The sequence below is a fragment of the Bradyrhizobium sp. 45 genome, from assembly GCF_023073155.1.
GTDB classification, from domain to species: domain Bacteria; phylum Pseudomonadota; class Alphaproteobacteria; order Rhizobiales; family Xanthobacteraceae; genus Bradyrhizobium; species Bradyrhizobium canariense_D.
Window position 1 is genome coordinate 1 of the sequence record NZ_JADPIX010000054.1, and the last position, 14,935, is coordinate 14,935.

The following is a 14,935-nucleotide window of genomic DNA, read 5'->3' on the forward strand; positions in this document are numbered from 1 at the left end:
GAGCCTGGGCGATCGCCTTCACCTGCAGCGGATTGGCGATAATCACCCGTGCCACGAACGGTGCCAGAACCCGCGATACCGCCATGCTGTTGCCGGTCGCTTCGACCACCACCTCATCACTGGCCAGCAGGGTCTTGCCAAATCCCTCCAACGCAGTCCGCGTCATATCAATGCGGCCCGCATGTCGGAGCCTGCCATCCTCCCAAATCACCACTTCCCCGAAAGTTCGGTGGACGTCGATGCCAATCACCCGTCGCATTCGCACCTCCCGCCAATCAGACCACATGACGGGAGCTACGGGCGACACGACAACTACGGATTCGCGCTCTCAGCGCAACCGGGCGAGTCGCAGAGGCGGCCAGCTACTAACTCGAGCTCGCGGCTCATCGAATGCATCGGCCTGCCCGCACCTTCGTGCTCCCGGTGCCTCTGTCCCGATGGTCGCACCATACGCTACGATCTTGAAAATCGCAGCGGAACATCGGCACCGAGAAACTCTCATACCGGTTACCAACCCGATCGAGCGCCTCAACGGAGAGATCAAGCGGCGCACCGAGGTGGTCGGCATCTTCCCCAATGAGGACGCCATCGTTCGCCTCATCGGCGCGATCCTGCTCGAACAGAATGATGAATGGGCCGTCCAGCGCGCCCGTTACATGACACTGGAAACAATCGCGCCGTTGAGCGATGATCCGACCGTCAGTCTTCCGGCACTCGCCAGCTGACCAGCCCGGCTCTTGCCGGCGAACCCGGTGATCCACAGCCAGCTACACCACGCCACGGGACACGATCTCAGCATTCCCTACTTGCAGAGGCCTTTCGGCTGAACGAGGACCCATTCCCCGGATTTCCTCGTCTTCGATTGGGAGGCCCCGGGATCGCGCTTTCATTCCACCGGATCCAGCCCTTAAACGCCGAAAAGCTGCGACTGAATCCAGTAGAGCTTTGGTTCCGGTCCGAGAAGGAGGTTCAGAGCGGCTCTAACTGACGCGACTCTGACGGCTCAGGATTCGCAGAGGGGCAATCGCTAGCAGCCCGTCTCAACCATGATTGGAACGCCGATGAACGATGCCATTGTCCAAGCAGCAAACAAGCACTTCTCATCGAACTACTTCGAAGCTCGCCAGAAATTTCGGGACTACGTTCGTAACGCCGTGGTGGGCGAAGCAGCCATGTATCCATCGCCGGCCCGGGGACCTGGTGGAGAAGAACTCTCAACCGATGTTGTATGGTTTGGCAATCGGGGCGCTTCCAAAGTCGGCATTCTGATATCAGCGACGCACGGCGTCGAAGGATATTGTGGATCTGCAGTACAGCTCGACTGGATGGCTGAGCGGGGGTATGAAAACCTCAAATCGGATGAAGCAATGTTGCTGATTCATGCCATGAATCCATATGGGTTCGCATGGGATCGACGCGTTACACAGGAGGGATGCGATCTCAACAGAAACTTTATCGATTTCACGGCCTCCCTCCCTCGAAACGAAGGCTACGACGCACTTGCCAATAGTCTGGTGCCAAGTGCGTTAGAAGGGCCTGTGTTTGCGCACGCCGAAGCTACAATAGAAAAATATCGCTCAACTTACGGCGAACTCGCCTATCGAAAGGCGAGGACCACCGGTCAGTACCGACATCCAACCGGAATGTTCTTTGGCGGTTTTGGCCCGACGGTAGCTCGTGAAACACTAGAGCGGATCGTCTCGGACTATAACATCGCAGTGCGTCGCTTAGCCATTATCGTGGATTACCACACGGGCCTAGGGCCGTATGGTTATGGAGAGTTGCAGTGCGAGCAGGCATCGGGCATGTCCGGATATCAGCGAGCACGCCACATATTTGGCTGTTCGGTCACGTCGCCAGATCTCGGCACCTCTTCGGCTCTTGTTCTTAACGGCACGCAGGATGATTACTGGCAGCGGATCTTGGGTGATCGCCACATTTATGTCTGCTTGGAATTCGGAACCTACCCTCCGGAGGTCGCAAGACCGGTCCTGCGCGCTGACCACTGGCTCCACGCCTATCGTCCAAATGAGGTCGAGCGCGAACTCGGCCGGGACATCCGCAGGCGCGTGAAGGAGCACTATTATGCCGACAGAGCCGACTGGAAGGAGATGGTCCTGTATCGCAGTCGTCAAGTTCACAGGCAGATGATGGAAGGGATGAGCGCGTGAACGCCAGCGAATGCTGGGCAGACGCCGAACTCGCGTCTTCGGTAACGGTGGTAAACTGCTGCTGCAGGTTTAGTGTTTGCCAAAGACCTATGAAGGGATCGGTGCCGATTTTCGTCGACCGATTGCCGCTGAGATATGCGGATCTTTCCGAAGAGCTCAGGATCGCTCTGAACGACTTTCCCAATTACTGCCTGCCCCTGGCTAAGCCTCGAGCTTTCGTTGCTGCGCAGTGCAGACCGTTCCTTGCGCTCGCAGAGACAAGGAGACCGTCCGAGCTAGGCAGTTCAGAGAGCGCGCGCCTAAACTCGTGAGCTGCCCGGCTGCGCGCCGCTGACATTCCAGGCTTCTTCCCGTTGGCGCGATGGCCTCTCCGCATGGCGACACGAGCTTCGGATTTCAACGCGATTCAACATTTTTTGGAGAAAACGCACGCGACCGTCGCGAGGATCGGGGTTAAGCGGCGCTACAACAGGATATACGAGCATCACAAGCCTCAACAATGCCACGGAAGTGAAGGCCCGCTGTGCCGAGCGGACCTGACAGCCAACAGCATGATCCAGGTCTACGCAAGAAGGTCACGTCTGCGAAACGTAGCGTGCTAGTGCCAAGGAGCTCGCTCGACGACATGCGGCCGTTGGCTCCAGGCTCTTTAAAGGGTCCTCACGGTCGTCTTCCTCCATGACCGGCCCTGCTCCGTCAAGAGAGCGAGGGACCTTCTTTGAGCGATCCCTTTTAACCAACGACGCGAGGAATGACATGGTCAATCGAATGCAATTCTACGTAGACGGCTCCTGGATCGATCCCGTCCTTGTTAAAACCGCATGGACTGTGAGTCCTGCAACTGCAGAGAATGTGCATCAAATTGCGCTCGGTTCAAAAGCTGACGTCGACAAGGCGGTGAAGGCAGCCAGGCGCGCATTTGAGAGCTTTTCCCACACCACTCGCGAGCAGCGCATAAGTCTGCTCGCAAACATTATCGAGATCTACAAAGATCGCGCGCGGGAAATCGGAGATGCCATCTCCGATGAGATAGGCGCACCAATGGCGATGGCTCAACAGATGCACGCAACTTCCGCCATCCGCCATTTCACGAGTACTCTGGAGGCGCTCAAGAATTATTCGTTTGAGGAGCGCATCGGCAGCGCTGTGGTTGTTCGGGAGCCTATCGGCGTGGTCGGAATGATTACGCCCTGGAATTGGCCGATCAGCCAAATTGCATGCAAAGTAGCGCCGGCCCTCGCCGCCGGCTGCACGATGATCCTCAAGCCATCTGAATTTGCCCCCACATGCGCGCTGATACTCGCGGAAGTCCTACATGAGGCTGGCGTAGCGAAGGGCGTATTCAACCTCGTCAACGGTTTAGGTCCCGACGTGGGAGCGGCCATGAGCGAGCATTCAGATATCGATATGATCTCGTTCACAGGATCGACACGTGCCGGGATCGATGTCGCAACCAGGGCGGCCCCGACTGTAAAGCGGGTTAGCCAAGAACTCGGAGGTAAGTCACCATTCATCGTTCTTGATGATGCAGATCTGGAGAAAGCCCTCTCTGGATGCATTGAGACGATCTTCCTCAATTCCGGCCAATCTTGCGACGCACCGTCGCGCCTCATTGTGCCGAGCTCTAAAATGGAGGAAGTCACAAAGATCGCGAAAAGGGTGGCCGCTAGATACCAGGTCGGCCATCCGCGCGCAGCGAGTACCGATCTGGGCCCTGTCGTAAACAGCGGCCAATGGGAGAAGATCCAAGCGCTCATCCAGAAGGGCCTAGATGAAGGGGCTAGCCTGATCGCTGGCGGTTTAGGTCTCCCAAGCGGCATCGATAAGGGCTTCTACGTCCGACCTACCATTTTCGCAGATGTCAAAAACGACATGACCATTGCACGTGAGGAGATCTTCGGGCCAGTGCTTGCTATCATTGGCGCCAGGGACGAAAACGAAGCGATCCAAATTGCTAACGACACTCCATACGGTTTAGCTGGTTACGTCTACTCAGGCTCGCTCGAACGCGCACGCAAAATCGGCCGCATGCTCCGAGCGGGCAACATATATCTGCAAGGCGCATCACTCGATCGGGCCGCACCATTCGGCGGGTACAAGCAATCTGGCAATGGTCGTGAATGGGGGCGCTTCGGACTGGAGGACTATTTGGAAGTTAAATCAATAGCTGGTTCTATTGACAGCTGAACTGCGGACCTAAACCCGTACGCTTGAGCATGAGGCCACAGGCTTGGCTTCGTCCACCATGATACATCCGGAGCATCCGTACGGGTGAAGACCAGCTGAGATTGCGCAGCATCCGAGGTGTGCACCACCGTTTTTGTATCATTTGGGTGATAAATAACGGCGAATCGAGAGGGACTTTCCGGCCGATGCGCTTAGCGTGACGAGCAGCAAAGCGGCCTAGCCAAAGACTATGACTCCGGACAAGATTCTGGCAAACAACAGCAGTCGAGAATGTTCGGTAAGAACCGATCCCCGTCTAGGCTGCTCGCCAGGCGAGCCACCGCTCCTGGATGTACTCCGCGTTTATCTTTCCATCCGGGCGTTTCCCCATAAGCCAGGCTGGATCCTCCACTATGCATCTCGAAGCGTTCTCGGGATTTACGCTCACTTGGGAGGCTAGGTCGGGAGGCAAATACTTGATCTGATTTGTATTAGGCCCAGGATAATTGGTACCCTGCGTCCAGCCCGCCGCAATCTGCGCGCGGTTCAGGAAGGCGATTAGTTTTTGTGCATTTGATGTGTTCGGTCCGCCCTTGAGAACCGTCGCGTAGTCGTAGCCGAGGATAGCTCCATCCCAGGCAAATTTGATTGGCGCACCTTGGCGGATCGCGGCCATCGCACGGCCGTCGTAGATGCTACACATGGCGTATTCACGGTTGTTCAGGAGCTGCGGCGCTTCACCGCCGGCGGTCCACCACTTGGAAATGTGCGGCTTGATTTCATTCAACTTCTCGAATGCACGATCAAGTTTGTCATCGGTAAGTGGCCAGATCTCCTTGTGCGCGACACCGGCCGCCATTAGCGCAAACTGAATGTTAGTTCTACCGGTCGAACCGAAGAGCCCCCGCGGTCCTGGAAATTTCGCAACATCCCAGAACTCTACCCAGTTCTGCGGTCCACCCTTCGGAAAGGCGCGGCTATCATAGGCAAGGACCATCCCGCTCGTTTCAACCACAACGGCATCTACAAATCGCGTCTGAGGCGGCGTGCCCTCGAGCGACTCTTGATCCCAAAGGCTATAATCTATTGGCACGAACATTCCGGATTCGTGCATTTCCGGATACTTTCCTGTTGCCACATAGGCAATATCCCAATCGACGCGGCCAGCTTGATGCATCGCCTTCACCTGGGGCTCAGCCAAATCGGCAACTACATCTACCACCTCTATTCCGGTGGCCTTCGTAAACGGCTCATACACATTTCGCCGAACGCCATCAGTAAACGCCCCGCCCCAACTGAACACAACGACTTCGCCGGTTCCGGCAAGCCTTTCCTCTGCCCAAGCGCGAGTAGCCTCCGCGACGCAGGACACGCTCAACAGTCCCGCGGTTGACTGCAGCAGTGAGCGGCGGGTGAGGCCACGGAACGGCCCGTCTCTGAAATTAAGCATATTCACGATCTTTCCTGTACCAAAATCAGATTGAAAGAACTAAGACGGTGTTCGACCGCCTCAAAGTTAAAGGCGCATATACTTCGAGCGCTGATCCAGCCACTTTAGCTCCTGAAGAATGAGATCCGTGCCACACGTCTTCGATGCGACGAAACACTATCGATCACCGCGGTTGAACGGTCCATCGCCATCCTATTGCCAGCGTCCTAGCCCCGCGGGCATTACATATTCCTTCCTTGAAAGCGTCCGCTCAGCCAGCTGCGCGCCAATTCCACCCAATAAGTAGAACCCAATCCGAGTATTCGGTCATTGAAGTCATAGCTTGGATTATGGACCTCGCACGGACCAGACCCGTAACCTCGCTCGCGATGCTCTCCATTTCCCGCACCCAGAAAAGCAAACGCCCCCGGACGAGACTGCAGCATGTAAGCGAAGTCCTCGCCACCCATTATTGGCTCAAGGTCGACGTCTACTTTCTCCTCGCCGACAATCGATTTCATTACCTCCGCCGCAAATTGGGTGTGATCCGGAGTGTTGATCGTCGCTGGCGAACGCGTGACCGTTAGCTCCGCTTGGCATTCTTGCGCTGCAGCGATGTTTTCGACGATCGTACGCATCCGGGATACGATCAAGTCTAGAGTCGCTTCCCTGTGTGTTCTAACGGTCCCGCCAAGTGTCACAAATTCTGGGATCACGTTGCTGGCCTCACCCCCATGAAACTGCGTCACCGAAAGTACAGCCGTATCAATCGGCTTCTTGTTACGAGTGATGATTCCCTGAAGCGCGCCGACAATTTGTGCACCGGTTAGCAGCGGATCTCTTCCATTGTGGGGGAGAGCGGCATGAGCCCCGACGCCGGTGATCCGAATCTTGAATCCAGCACTCGCTGCTAAAATCGTGCCTGGCCGGAGCCCGAACGTGTTGAGAGGCATGCCAGGCCAGTTGTGCAGTCCGAAAACAGCGTCGACGGGAAATTTCTCAAAAATCCCCTCCTCGACCATTGCCTTAGCGCCCGTCCCAAGCTCCTCTGCTGGCGAGAAAATAAGCACGATTGTGCCATCGAAATCGCGTCGGTGAGCCAAATACCGTGCAGCACCCAAGAGCATTGCGATGTGACCATCGTGACCGCACGCATGCATCTTACCATCGTACACCGAGCGGTGCGTGAACGTGTTGAGCTCCTGAATCGGTAGCGCATCCATATCCGAACGGAGACCGATCGAACGCCCTCCATTGCCCGCGCGCAGCACACCAACGACGCCAGTGCTACCAAGTCCACGGTGCACCTCGATTCCATAGCTCTTCAATGTCTTGGCAATGAAATCGGAGGTCAGCGTTTCTTCAAAACCTAGTTCTGGATGTGCATGAAGCCAGCGCCGCAAGGCTTGAATCTCATCTTGGGCTGCTGCGATCTCCGGTATGATTTTCATTGTGGGGCCTCGGGTTAGATGGGCCCCCGGCGGCATATTTCGGGGAGCCAATGTTGATGCATTGGGAGCGGCTAGGCTCCGACACTTTCTCCGAGATGTGTGATGGCTGCGTCCACGCCGCCTCTGCCATGGGGTATTTGCAGCGCTTTCAGGCCGGTCTCGACCACTCCTAGACTGCCCAAAATCATTGGCGCGTTGACATGACCCATATGGGCGATACGAAACGCCCGCCCCTGGAGGTTGCTGATGCCAATGCCGAGGACCACCCCGCATTTGTCCTTGCAGTAATGATGGAGCTTCATCGGGTCATAGCCATCACCCATAAGAACGGTAGTGACCACGTTTGATTGCTCGGAGGCCTCGCTGATGTTGAAGCCGAGCACGCGCTCTTTACTCCATACCGCGACCGCACACCGCACCGCTTCGGCAAGCAGTCGATGGCGACAGAAGACGTTCTCCAATCCCTCATCGAACAGCATGTCGATGGCCTGGCGGATTGCGAAGAGCAGGTGTACCGGCGGAGTTCCGGCGTAGCGGTGGTAGTGCTCGATACCGTCGCGCTCAGTCCAGTCCCAATAGGGCGTCCGCATGTTGGCGCTCTGGTGAACGGCTCTCGCGCGCTCGCTGACGGCAACGAAGCCGAGCCCGGGTGGCGTCATCAGCCCCTTCTGCGAACCAGACATTGCGACATCAATGCCCCATTTGTCCATTTCAAACGGCATGCAGCCGAGGGACGCCACGGCGTCGACCATGTAGAGCGCGGGATGGCCAGCCGCACGGATTGCCTTTCCAATCTTCTCGATGTCGTTCACAACACCAGAAGCGGTGTCGACTTGAGTGACGAGAATAGCTTTGATGGTATGATCCTTGTCCGCGCGCAACAGCGCCTCAACCTCAGTGGCGCGCACCGCGCGGGTCCAGTCTCCTTTGAGCACCTCCACCTCGGCGCCCATAGCGCGCGCGGCACTACCCCACCCGATCGCAAAACTGCCGCTCTCCAGGACTGCCACCTTGTCGCCACGCGAGAGCACGTTGGAGAGCACAGCTTCCCAGGCGCCATGGCCGTTGGCTATATAGATGTAGGAGCTTCCCTTGGTCGCAAACAGCTTCGACAGATCGCGCAACAGGCCTTCGGTCAAATCGACCATTGGCTTGGAATAGATGTCGAGCGCCGGCCGGTGCATGGCGCGTAGTACCTCGTCAGGTATGGTCGTCGGCCCCGGAAGGGCAAGAAACTCGCGGCCGGCGCGTACAGTCATGGAGATTGCCCCTTGGTTGGACAACCAGTTGTAATCGGATCTGGGGTTGAAAGTGTCTAAGCATAGCCGAAATGCCGCAGAAGTTCAGCGATGCGCACCGAAACTGCGCAGGATTCCAAATGCAAGCGCCTCGAGACCTTCATCGGGGTCGTCCCACTCAGCCTGAGGAATCGGATCGGTAGGCACACGGCCGACCAAGCACGCGATTGGATCCCGGATCTTTAGTACCCGCCCATTCTTGCGTTCTCGCGTGGCGACGAAATTCTACTCAGCTCTACAGCGACGGAAAGCTGGTAAGAAATTCGGGTTTGACATCCCCAAAGATCGAAGAGGCCTCCGGCGGTATAGGAGAACCTGCACCCAACGTTCTTCTTTGGAGAAAATACGCGGCAAATGGACATCGATCATCGCTAAGCGGCGCAGCCCAGGGGCTATACGAGGGATCGGAGCCGATTCTCGAGGGGATACACCACGAAGGTGAAAACCTTCTGAAGCAATGGTCCCCTGCAGCGGGGGCGTCGGCCGTTCCGAGCAGCACTAACGATCTGCGTGGGAAATAGTCCGGAGAGAACAGACTGGCGTGTTTTCAGTAGCTTGGGTCAACGACATGAGCTGTTCCGGGCGTGTCGTACCCCAAACGGCCTTGATGGTCGCTTTCCTCCCTGACTTGGTCCATTGCAAAAAGAGCGGCCCATCCTTTTAGGGATGCACCGTCTGGGACGGAGCGCAACTGAGAACACACACGCTGTAGTGGCTATTCACCGTGGCGGTTACGCCCGAATTACACCAACGTCGACAGCAAGACATGGTCAATCGACTGCAATTTTACATAGATGGCGCTTGGATCGATCCAGCCGTTCCGAAAGCAATGCGTACAGTCAATCCCGCGACCGCAGAGGAAATGTATGAGGTAGCGCTCGGTTCAAAAGCTGATATCGACAAGGCGTCATCGCGGCTAGGCGCGCATCCGAGAACTTTTCTCAAAGCACACGTGAGCAGCGCATCAGCCTGCTCGCAAACATCGACATCTACAAAGGCCGAGCGAAAGAGATCGGCGATGCCATATTCAATCTAGTCAACCGCACTGACGTGGGTGCTGCCACGAGCGAGCGTCGAGACATCAATATGATCTCGTTTACCGGATCGACCCGTGCGCGCATCGACGTGCGAGCCGAGCGGCCTCGACCGCCAAGCGCGTAAGCCAAGAGCTAGGAGGCAAGCTGCGTCGAGACGATCTTCCTTACCTCCGGTCAATCTTGCGACGCGCCATCACGCCTTATTGTGCCGAAGTCTAGAATGGCCCAAGTCGCACAGATCGCAAAGAAAATTGCGGACACCTTTAAGGTTGGCCATCCCCGCGCCGCAGGCACTCACATGGGGCCCGTGGTCAACCGCGGCCAGTGGAACAAAATCCAAGCAGCGATCCAAAACGACATTGACGAGGGAGCGACGGTCGCGACCGGCGGCCTAGGCCTGCCGAGAGGCACCGAAAGGGGCTTTTACGTTCGACCTACCATTTTTGCGGACGTTACAAACGGAATGACGATTGCGCGCGAGGAGATCTTCGGACCTGTACTCGCTATCATTGGTACCGAGGACGAGCACGACGCAGTTCGAATTGCCAATGATACCCCGTACGGCCTCGCCGCTTACGTATTCTCGGCCTCAACTGAACGTGCACGCCAGGTAGGTCGTTTGATTCGGGCAGGCGACATATATCTTCAGGGCGCGTCACTTGACGCGCCGCACCGTTTGGCGCGTACAAATAATCGGGTAACGGTCGCGAATGGGGTCGTTTCGGTCTGGAAGACTATCTAGTCGTCCGTGAAGAACTCTGGCTTTAGGCTGGCGCAGTCTGAAGCGCGGCGGTGAGAGCGGTGAGGATTTGGCGCAGCAACAGGCTGAGCCAGCGGATGAGGCGGCGGAAGTTGTAGCCAGCGGCAGCGAGGACGGCGTTGGCAGCGTCGCCCTGGCGGAGCCAGAGATAATTGCGGCCCATGCGGTGCTCGGCCTTGAGATGGCCGATGACGGGTTCGACGGCGGCCCTGCGGCGCAGTTCGCGCTTGATGTTGGGCGTCACCCCTCGCTTCTGGCCGGAGATGAAGACCCTGACTTGTGATCGGGCGGCGCATTGTGGCCGCGGTATCCCTTGTCGGCGAGGATGCGTTCGATGGTGCTGCCGACCAGCGCCTCCATGTCCGGGATCACGGCGGCCAGGGTGTGACCGTCATAGGGGTTGCCGGGCAGCGCCTTCACATGGGTGACGAACTGGCCGCCTTTGGCGCGGCTGATCGTGGTTGCAACGGAGACTTTGACGCCGAACTCGTAAGGCCGATGGGCCTTGCCCTTGCCGATGCTTTCGACCTCCGGCGCGTGCAGGGAATAGACCTTCGGCCCGCGTTGACGCTGTTGCTGCTCGCGCACGCGCCGCGCCAGCGGCAGCAGCTTTGCAAACGCGGCTTCGAGCCCGCTGTTGCCATCGATCTTGCGGCCGATGTCGCGGATTACGCGGCCGAGATAGGTCCGCAGCGTCTTGAGCGCCCGGTTGGCGCGCTTGAACTGCTTGGCGTGGGCATAGCGCTGATGCTGGATCAGGGCGAACTTGCCCACCCGTGCATAGGATTGACGCAAGCTCACCCCATGGCGCTGCGCCAGCCGCACCAGCTTCTCGCGCGCCCGGTTCAGAAGCTTCGCATCGGTGGGGAACGTCACGTTCTTGGGCTGAACCGTGGTGTCGACGATCACCCGAGACAAGTCAGACGGCTTGATCGCCTTGGTCCTGGCGGCAACCGACAGGCTCTCCTGAATCAGCGCAGCCAGTCGCTCCTCACCCATGCGGTTGCGCCAGCGCGTCAGCGACGAGCGATCGAACACCAGCCGGTGCTGGAAGAACTCCTCGCCGCAGAAGTATTGGTAATAGGGGTTCTCGACCCAACGCTCGCACAGCACCTCGTCGGACAGGTCGTAGGTGTGCTTGAGGATCGCCAGCCCCGCCATCAACCGCGTCGGCAGCGGCGGCCGCCCGGGATCATCGGTGTAGACCTCGCCGAACCGCTCTTCCAGGAAGCTCCAATCAACCGCGCGGCCCAGCGCCACCAGCGGATGCTTCATGTCGATGATCTGATCGAGCCGGGACCGGAAAAGATCCTGCTCTCCCGTCTGGATCCGCTCCCGTGGTCGCATCTCGTTCCCTCGCCAACGCAGTCAAAGGCGAGTGAATCACAAATCAAGTTTGCAAGGAATCCCGATCCAAAAGCCCGATTTCCGGCAAATCCGGTCACGGCAAAACGCCGTTTCCAGATTCCAAATCAACAGCTTGGGATTTCTTCACGGACGACTATCTAGAAGTTTTTCTGGCTCTATTGGGCCCTGAACTGCGAATGCCAAAGTCGATGAGAAGGGTTCTTCTCCCGATGCAATCGGAGATCTGAGATCGCAAGCTTTCGAGATCGTCGTGCGACACAATTGTCGAATTTGTAATGGTCACATTCCCAGTGGCGCCGGGAGCATAGGCCTGAATTCCGTCGGCGTGTAAGCGACCCCTTGAGTACACCAGCTGCTGCGCTACATCGCCGGCCTGGACCCACAAAGCCCCGAGATCACGGTGTCGCCCGGCCTTGAACAAGGGACGGCTAGACGAAATTAGGTTCTTCGCCACCTCAAAACAGAATGCCTGCGCGAAATCGTCCGCAGCCGGCACTAGAGTGGGAATAGCGGCCGCACAACTCACCGGCTACGATCCTGCCGTTTTTCGCGGAAGCGACTGCCTCGAGGCGTCCTGAACGCCTCGTCGCGGCTGCTTAGCGCTCGCGATTAAATTGGCCGCTCACCGGACGAAACTCGTCGACCCATAACAGACGGCGCCTAAGCGCCTAACCGACGCCCGACCAAGGGCCAAGACCCTGACCGGCTTAAGCGATCAGGACTTCGACCAGATATGGTCCTGGCGTCGCAAGTCCGCGTGCCACCTCGATATTGAATTCATCCATCGTTGTCACCCGAGCGCCCGGTACACCCATGCTTCTGGCCAATCCGCGGAAGTCGATGTCAGGCCGACTGAGATCGAGCATATCCAAAGCTTTGCGCCCGACGTTTTGCGCCCCGACGTTGGCCAATTCGTCTCGGAGGCAGGCGTATGATCTATTGTTAAACAGCACTGTCGTAATGTTCAGGCCTTCACGCACCTGTGTCCACAGTGACTGAATAGCGTACATGGCGCTGCCATCCGCCTGCAGGTTGAGCACAGGTCGGTTCGGGCAGGCAATCGCAGCCCCCGTAGCCATAGGCATGCCGAGCCCAATCGAACCGCCCATGTTCTGGAGCCAAGTGTGTGGTTGCGAGTTCCAAGTTGCAGCAAAAAAGCCGCCACCAGCCGAGATTGACTCATCGACCACGATCGCATTTTCCGGAATCAACGCGCCAAGCGATTGTGAGAGGCTGGGGCCGATAATTGCCCCAGTGGCTGGTGACGGCGGCGCCAGCTTCGCGGCCTGGCTCGGCACTGATTGAGCATCCAACTCATCCGCGAGTCGTACGAGCGCGTCCAATACGTCTTCTTCACCACGTGCAAGCGTCAAGAAGTCTGTGTCCTCAGGCGCGATCAAGCTTGGCTTGTCGGGATAAGCAAAGAAGGCCACCGGAATGCGGCTACCCACCAGGACGACATGCTTAAGTCCTGCAAGTGTCGCACGCGCCTGGTCGACTGGGTACGGAAGCCGGTCGACCGGAACGCGACCAGCGCCCCGCTCAATCCGGCCCACAAATGTTTGCGCCATGATCTTCGCGCCAGTTTTGGCACATATGCGCCCTGCCAAATCAAGGCCGCGTTGCCGGAGCGCGAGTCCCCCTAGCAGAACCATCGCGGGCTCGCCGGAACGGAGTGCCTTGGCAGCATCCTTGATGCAATCCTGCGAAGCCCGCGCTCTTGTGGGTGCTGCGGCCACTGCAGCGGGGCCACACCCTTCGTTCCAGGCGGCATCGGCCGGAAGAATGAGGGTTGCCACCTGACCGGGTGGGGTGCGCGCTGCTGCGATGGCCGCAGCACCATCAGCCGCAACACGCGTCGCGTTGGGGGAGGTACGGACCCAGCCCGAAAACGGCTTCGCTGCAGCTTCAATATCTGACGTTAGCGGTGCATCATAGTTGAGGTGGTACGTTGCGTGATCTCCCACGATATTGATGATTGGGCTGGACGCCTTGGTGGCGTTGTGCAGATTGGCGAGGCCATTCGCTAAGCCTGGGCCAAGGTGTAGCAGCGTGGCGGCCGGCTTTTCGGCCATGCGCGCATAACCGTCCGCGGCGCCAGTAGCGATTCCCTCGAACAGCACAAGCACGCAGCGCATACCATCGACGCTGTCGAGGGCCGCTACAAAGTGCATCTCGGACGTACCTGGATTTGCAAAGCAGGTGTCAACTCCGCCACTAACTAATGTGCGAACTAGACTTTCAGCGCCGTTCATTGAAGCCGTTTCCTTTTTACTTAAGTCGCACTGCGTCCTCAAAGCGCATTCGCAAGTCGTCGGCTGTTGAGGCTAAACGACGGATGCGCGGTACGTGCCATCGAGTTGTCGGTAGTTGATGGAGCGGCGATTTGAATGCGGTGAGTCCGTTTGACCGAGAGCCGATCTCTTCTGCGATCCTACCGCGCTCCTAAAGCCGCATTCTCCTAAGGGAGGGGCTTATACCGCCGAAATTCTGCGGCCAGTCTCAGAATGCGAGGTTTTAATGCAGTTGGCCATCAAAGGCACGCAAGCTCGCATTTTCTCGGGCCCGTGCGATGCGAAAAAGTCATGGTCGAAGGTAAGCCATCATGCCGGAGTCGCCTGAGTCGAAAACCAAAGGGATGAGCAAGGCATTCCAGCGCCAGGTCCAGCTAGTTGGCGGACCAGAGAAGCTTCCTGCTCATTGAGTACTCTGGAGGCTATGCTGCCCGCCACGCGAGCCAGCGCTCCTGGATGTAATCTACATTGGTTTTGCTGTCCGGGCGTTTCGCTACGAGCCAGGCAGAGTCTTCGAGTAAGCACTTCGAAGTGTTACCCGGATTCACGCTGACCTGCGGGATCAGATCGGGTGGCAAATACTTGAGCTGATTTGTATTCGGCCCGGGGTAGCCGGTGCCCGCGTCCATCCGGCCGCAATCTGCGCGCGGTTCAAAAAGGTGATCAGCTTTTGTGCGTTCGCGGTATTTGGGCCGCCCTTCAATATTGCTGCGTAGTCGTAGGTCAGCACAGCTCCGTCCCAGAATGTTATTGGCGCGCCATGGCCGATCGCGGCGATTACACCGCCGTCGTAGACGCTGCTCATTGTGTATTCCTCGTTCATCAGAAGCTGGGGTGCTTCCACCACCGGCGCTCCACGACTGTAAGCGCGATTTTCTCCGCACGATGACGCCCGCGCTTTTGACGGATGGCCTTCGTATCGAGGGCGGCATCTGACCCGTTCAGGCAGCGGCGGTTTTGG

7 protein-coding genes and 4 pseudogenes are annotated in these 14,935 nt (G+C 57.9%); 4 read left to right on the plus strand and 7 right to left on the minus strand.

The window, feature by feature from the left end; genetic code table 11:
* Positions 1-259 (minus strand): annotated as a pseudogene (locus IVB42_RS09315) (IS110 family transposase); the annotation flags it as partial.
* 250 nt (positions 260-509) lie between these two features.
* On the opposite strand from IVB42_RS09315, the pseudogene IVB42_RS09320 reads away from it, so the two are divergent.
* The 3 genes and pseudogenes from IVB42_RS09320 to IVB42_RS09330 form a co-directional block, all read left to right on the plus strand.
* A pseudogene (locus IVB42_RS09320) lies at positions 510-725 on the plus strand (transposase); the annotation flags it as partial.
* Positions 726-1,061: 336 nt separating this feature from the next.
* On the plus strand, positions 1,062-2,171 hold the full coding sequence (locus IVB42_RS09325; RefSeq protein ID WP_247470085.1) for a DUF2817 domain-containing protein: 1,110 nt from the start codon (positions 1,062-1,064) through the stop codon (positions 2,169-2,171).
* A gap of 756 nt (positions 2,172-2,927) precedes the next feature.
* The gene (locus IVB42_RS09330) at positions 2,928-4,358 is read left to right on the plus strand and encodes an aldehyde dehydrogenase family protein (protein WP_247470087.1); all 1,431 of its coding nucleotides are present in this window, start codon (positions 2,928-2,930) and stop codon (positions 4,356-4,358) included.
* A gap of 295 nt (positions 4,359-4,653) precedes the next feature.
* Here IVB42_RS09330 and IVB42_RS09335 read toward each other — a convergent pair whose 3' ends face one another.
* The 3 genes from IVB42_RS09335 to IVB42_RS09345 form a co-directional block, all read right to left on the minus strand.
* Entirely contained in the window at positions 4,654-5,787 is a 1,134-nt protein-coding gene (locus tag IVB42_RS09335) for an ABC transporter substrate-binding protein (protein ID WP_247470097.1), read from the minus strand.
* A gap of 221 nt (positions 5,788-6,008) precedes the next feature.
* Entirely contained in the window at positions 6,009-7,217 is a 1,209-nt protein-coding gene (locus IVB42_RS09340; protein ID WP_247470089.1) for a M20 aminoacylase family protein, read from the minus strand.
* A gap of 71 nt (positions 7,218-7,288) precedes the next feature.
* Complete coding sequence (locus IVB42_RS09345) at positions 7,289-8,476, minus strand: aminotransferase class V-fold PLP-dependent enzyme (RefSeq protein WP_247470091.1); 1,188 nt, start codon at positions 8,474-8,476, stop codon at positions 7,289-7,291.
* Between the two features lie 805 nt (positions 8,477-9,281).
* Between IVB42_RS09345 and IVB42_RS09350 the strand changes: the two are divergent.
* A pseudogene (locus IVB42_RS09350) lies at positions 9,282-10,242 on the plus strand (aldehyde dehydrogenase family protein); the annotation flags it as partial.
* A 74-nt stretch (positions 10,243-10,316) separates the two neighbouring features.
* Here IVB42_RS09350 and IVB42_RS09355 read toward each other — a convergent pair.
* The 3 genes and pseudogenes from IVB42_RS09355 to IVB42_RS09365 all read right to left on the minus strand — a co-directional run bounded on the left by IVB42_RS09355 (position 10,317) and on the right by IVB42_RS09365 (position 14,779).
* Positions 10,317-11,659, minus strand: a pseudogene (locus tag IVB42_RS09355) (IS5 family transposase).
* A 728-nt stretch (positions 11,660-12,387) separates the two neighbouring features.
* A complete protein-coding gene (locus IVB42_RS09360) occupies positions 12,388-13,935 on the minus strand; it encodes an acetolactate synthase large subunit (RefSeq protein ID WP_247470093.1) in 1,548 nt (515 codons plus the stop codon).
* A gap of 601 nt (positions 13,936-14,536) precedes the next feature.
* Entirely contained in the window at positions 14,537-14,779 is a 243-nt protein-coding gene (locus tag IVB42_RS09365) for a hypothetical protein (RefSeq protein ID WP_247470095.1), read from the minus strand.
* Between the last annotated feature and the right edge of the window lie 156 nt (positions 14,780-14,935).

What these genes read in the sequence shown, in the direction of transcription:
- IVB42_RS09325 (WP_247470085.1), top strand. Translation starts at nt 1,062, where the DNA reads ATGAACGATGCCATTGTCCAAGCAGCAAACAAGCACTTCTCATCGAAC.
- IVB42_RS09340 (WP_247470089.1), bottom strand. Translation starts at nt 7,217, where the DNA reads ATGAAAATCATACCGGAGATCGCAGCAGCCCAAGATGAGATTCAAGCC.
- IVB42_RS09330 (WP_247470087.1), top strand. Translation starts at nt 2,928, where the DNA reads ATGGTCAATCGAATGCAATTCTACGTAGACGGCTCCTGGATCGATCCC.
- IVB42_RS09360 (WP_247470093.1), bottom strand. Translation starts at nt 13,935, where the DNA reads ATGAACGGCGCTGAAAGTCTAGTTCGCACATTAGTTAGTGGCGGAGTT.
- IVB42_RS09345 (WP_247470091.1), bottom strand. Translation starts at nt 8,476, where the DNA reads ATGACTGTACGCGCCGGCCGCGAGTTTCTTGCCCTTCCGGGGCCGACG.
- IVB42_RS09335 (WP_247470097.1), bottom strand. Translation starts at nt 5,787, where the DNA reads ATGCTTAATTTCAGAGACGGGCCGTTCCGTGGCCTCACCCGCCGCTCA.
- IVB42_RS09365 (WP_247470095.1), bottom strand. Translation starts at nt 14,779, where the DNA reads ATGAGCAGCGTCTACGACGGCGGTGTAATCGCCGCGATCGGCCATGGC.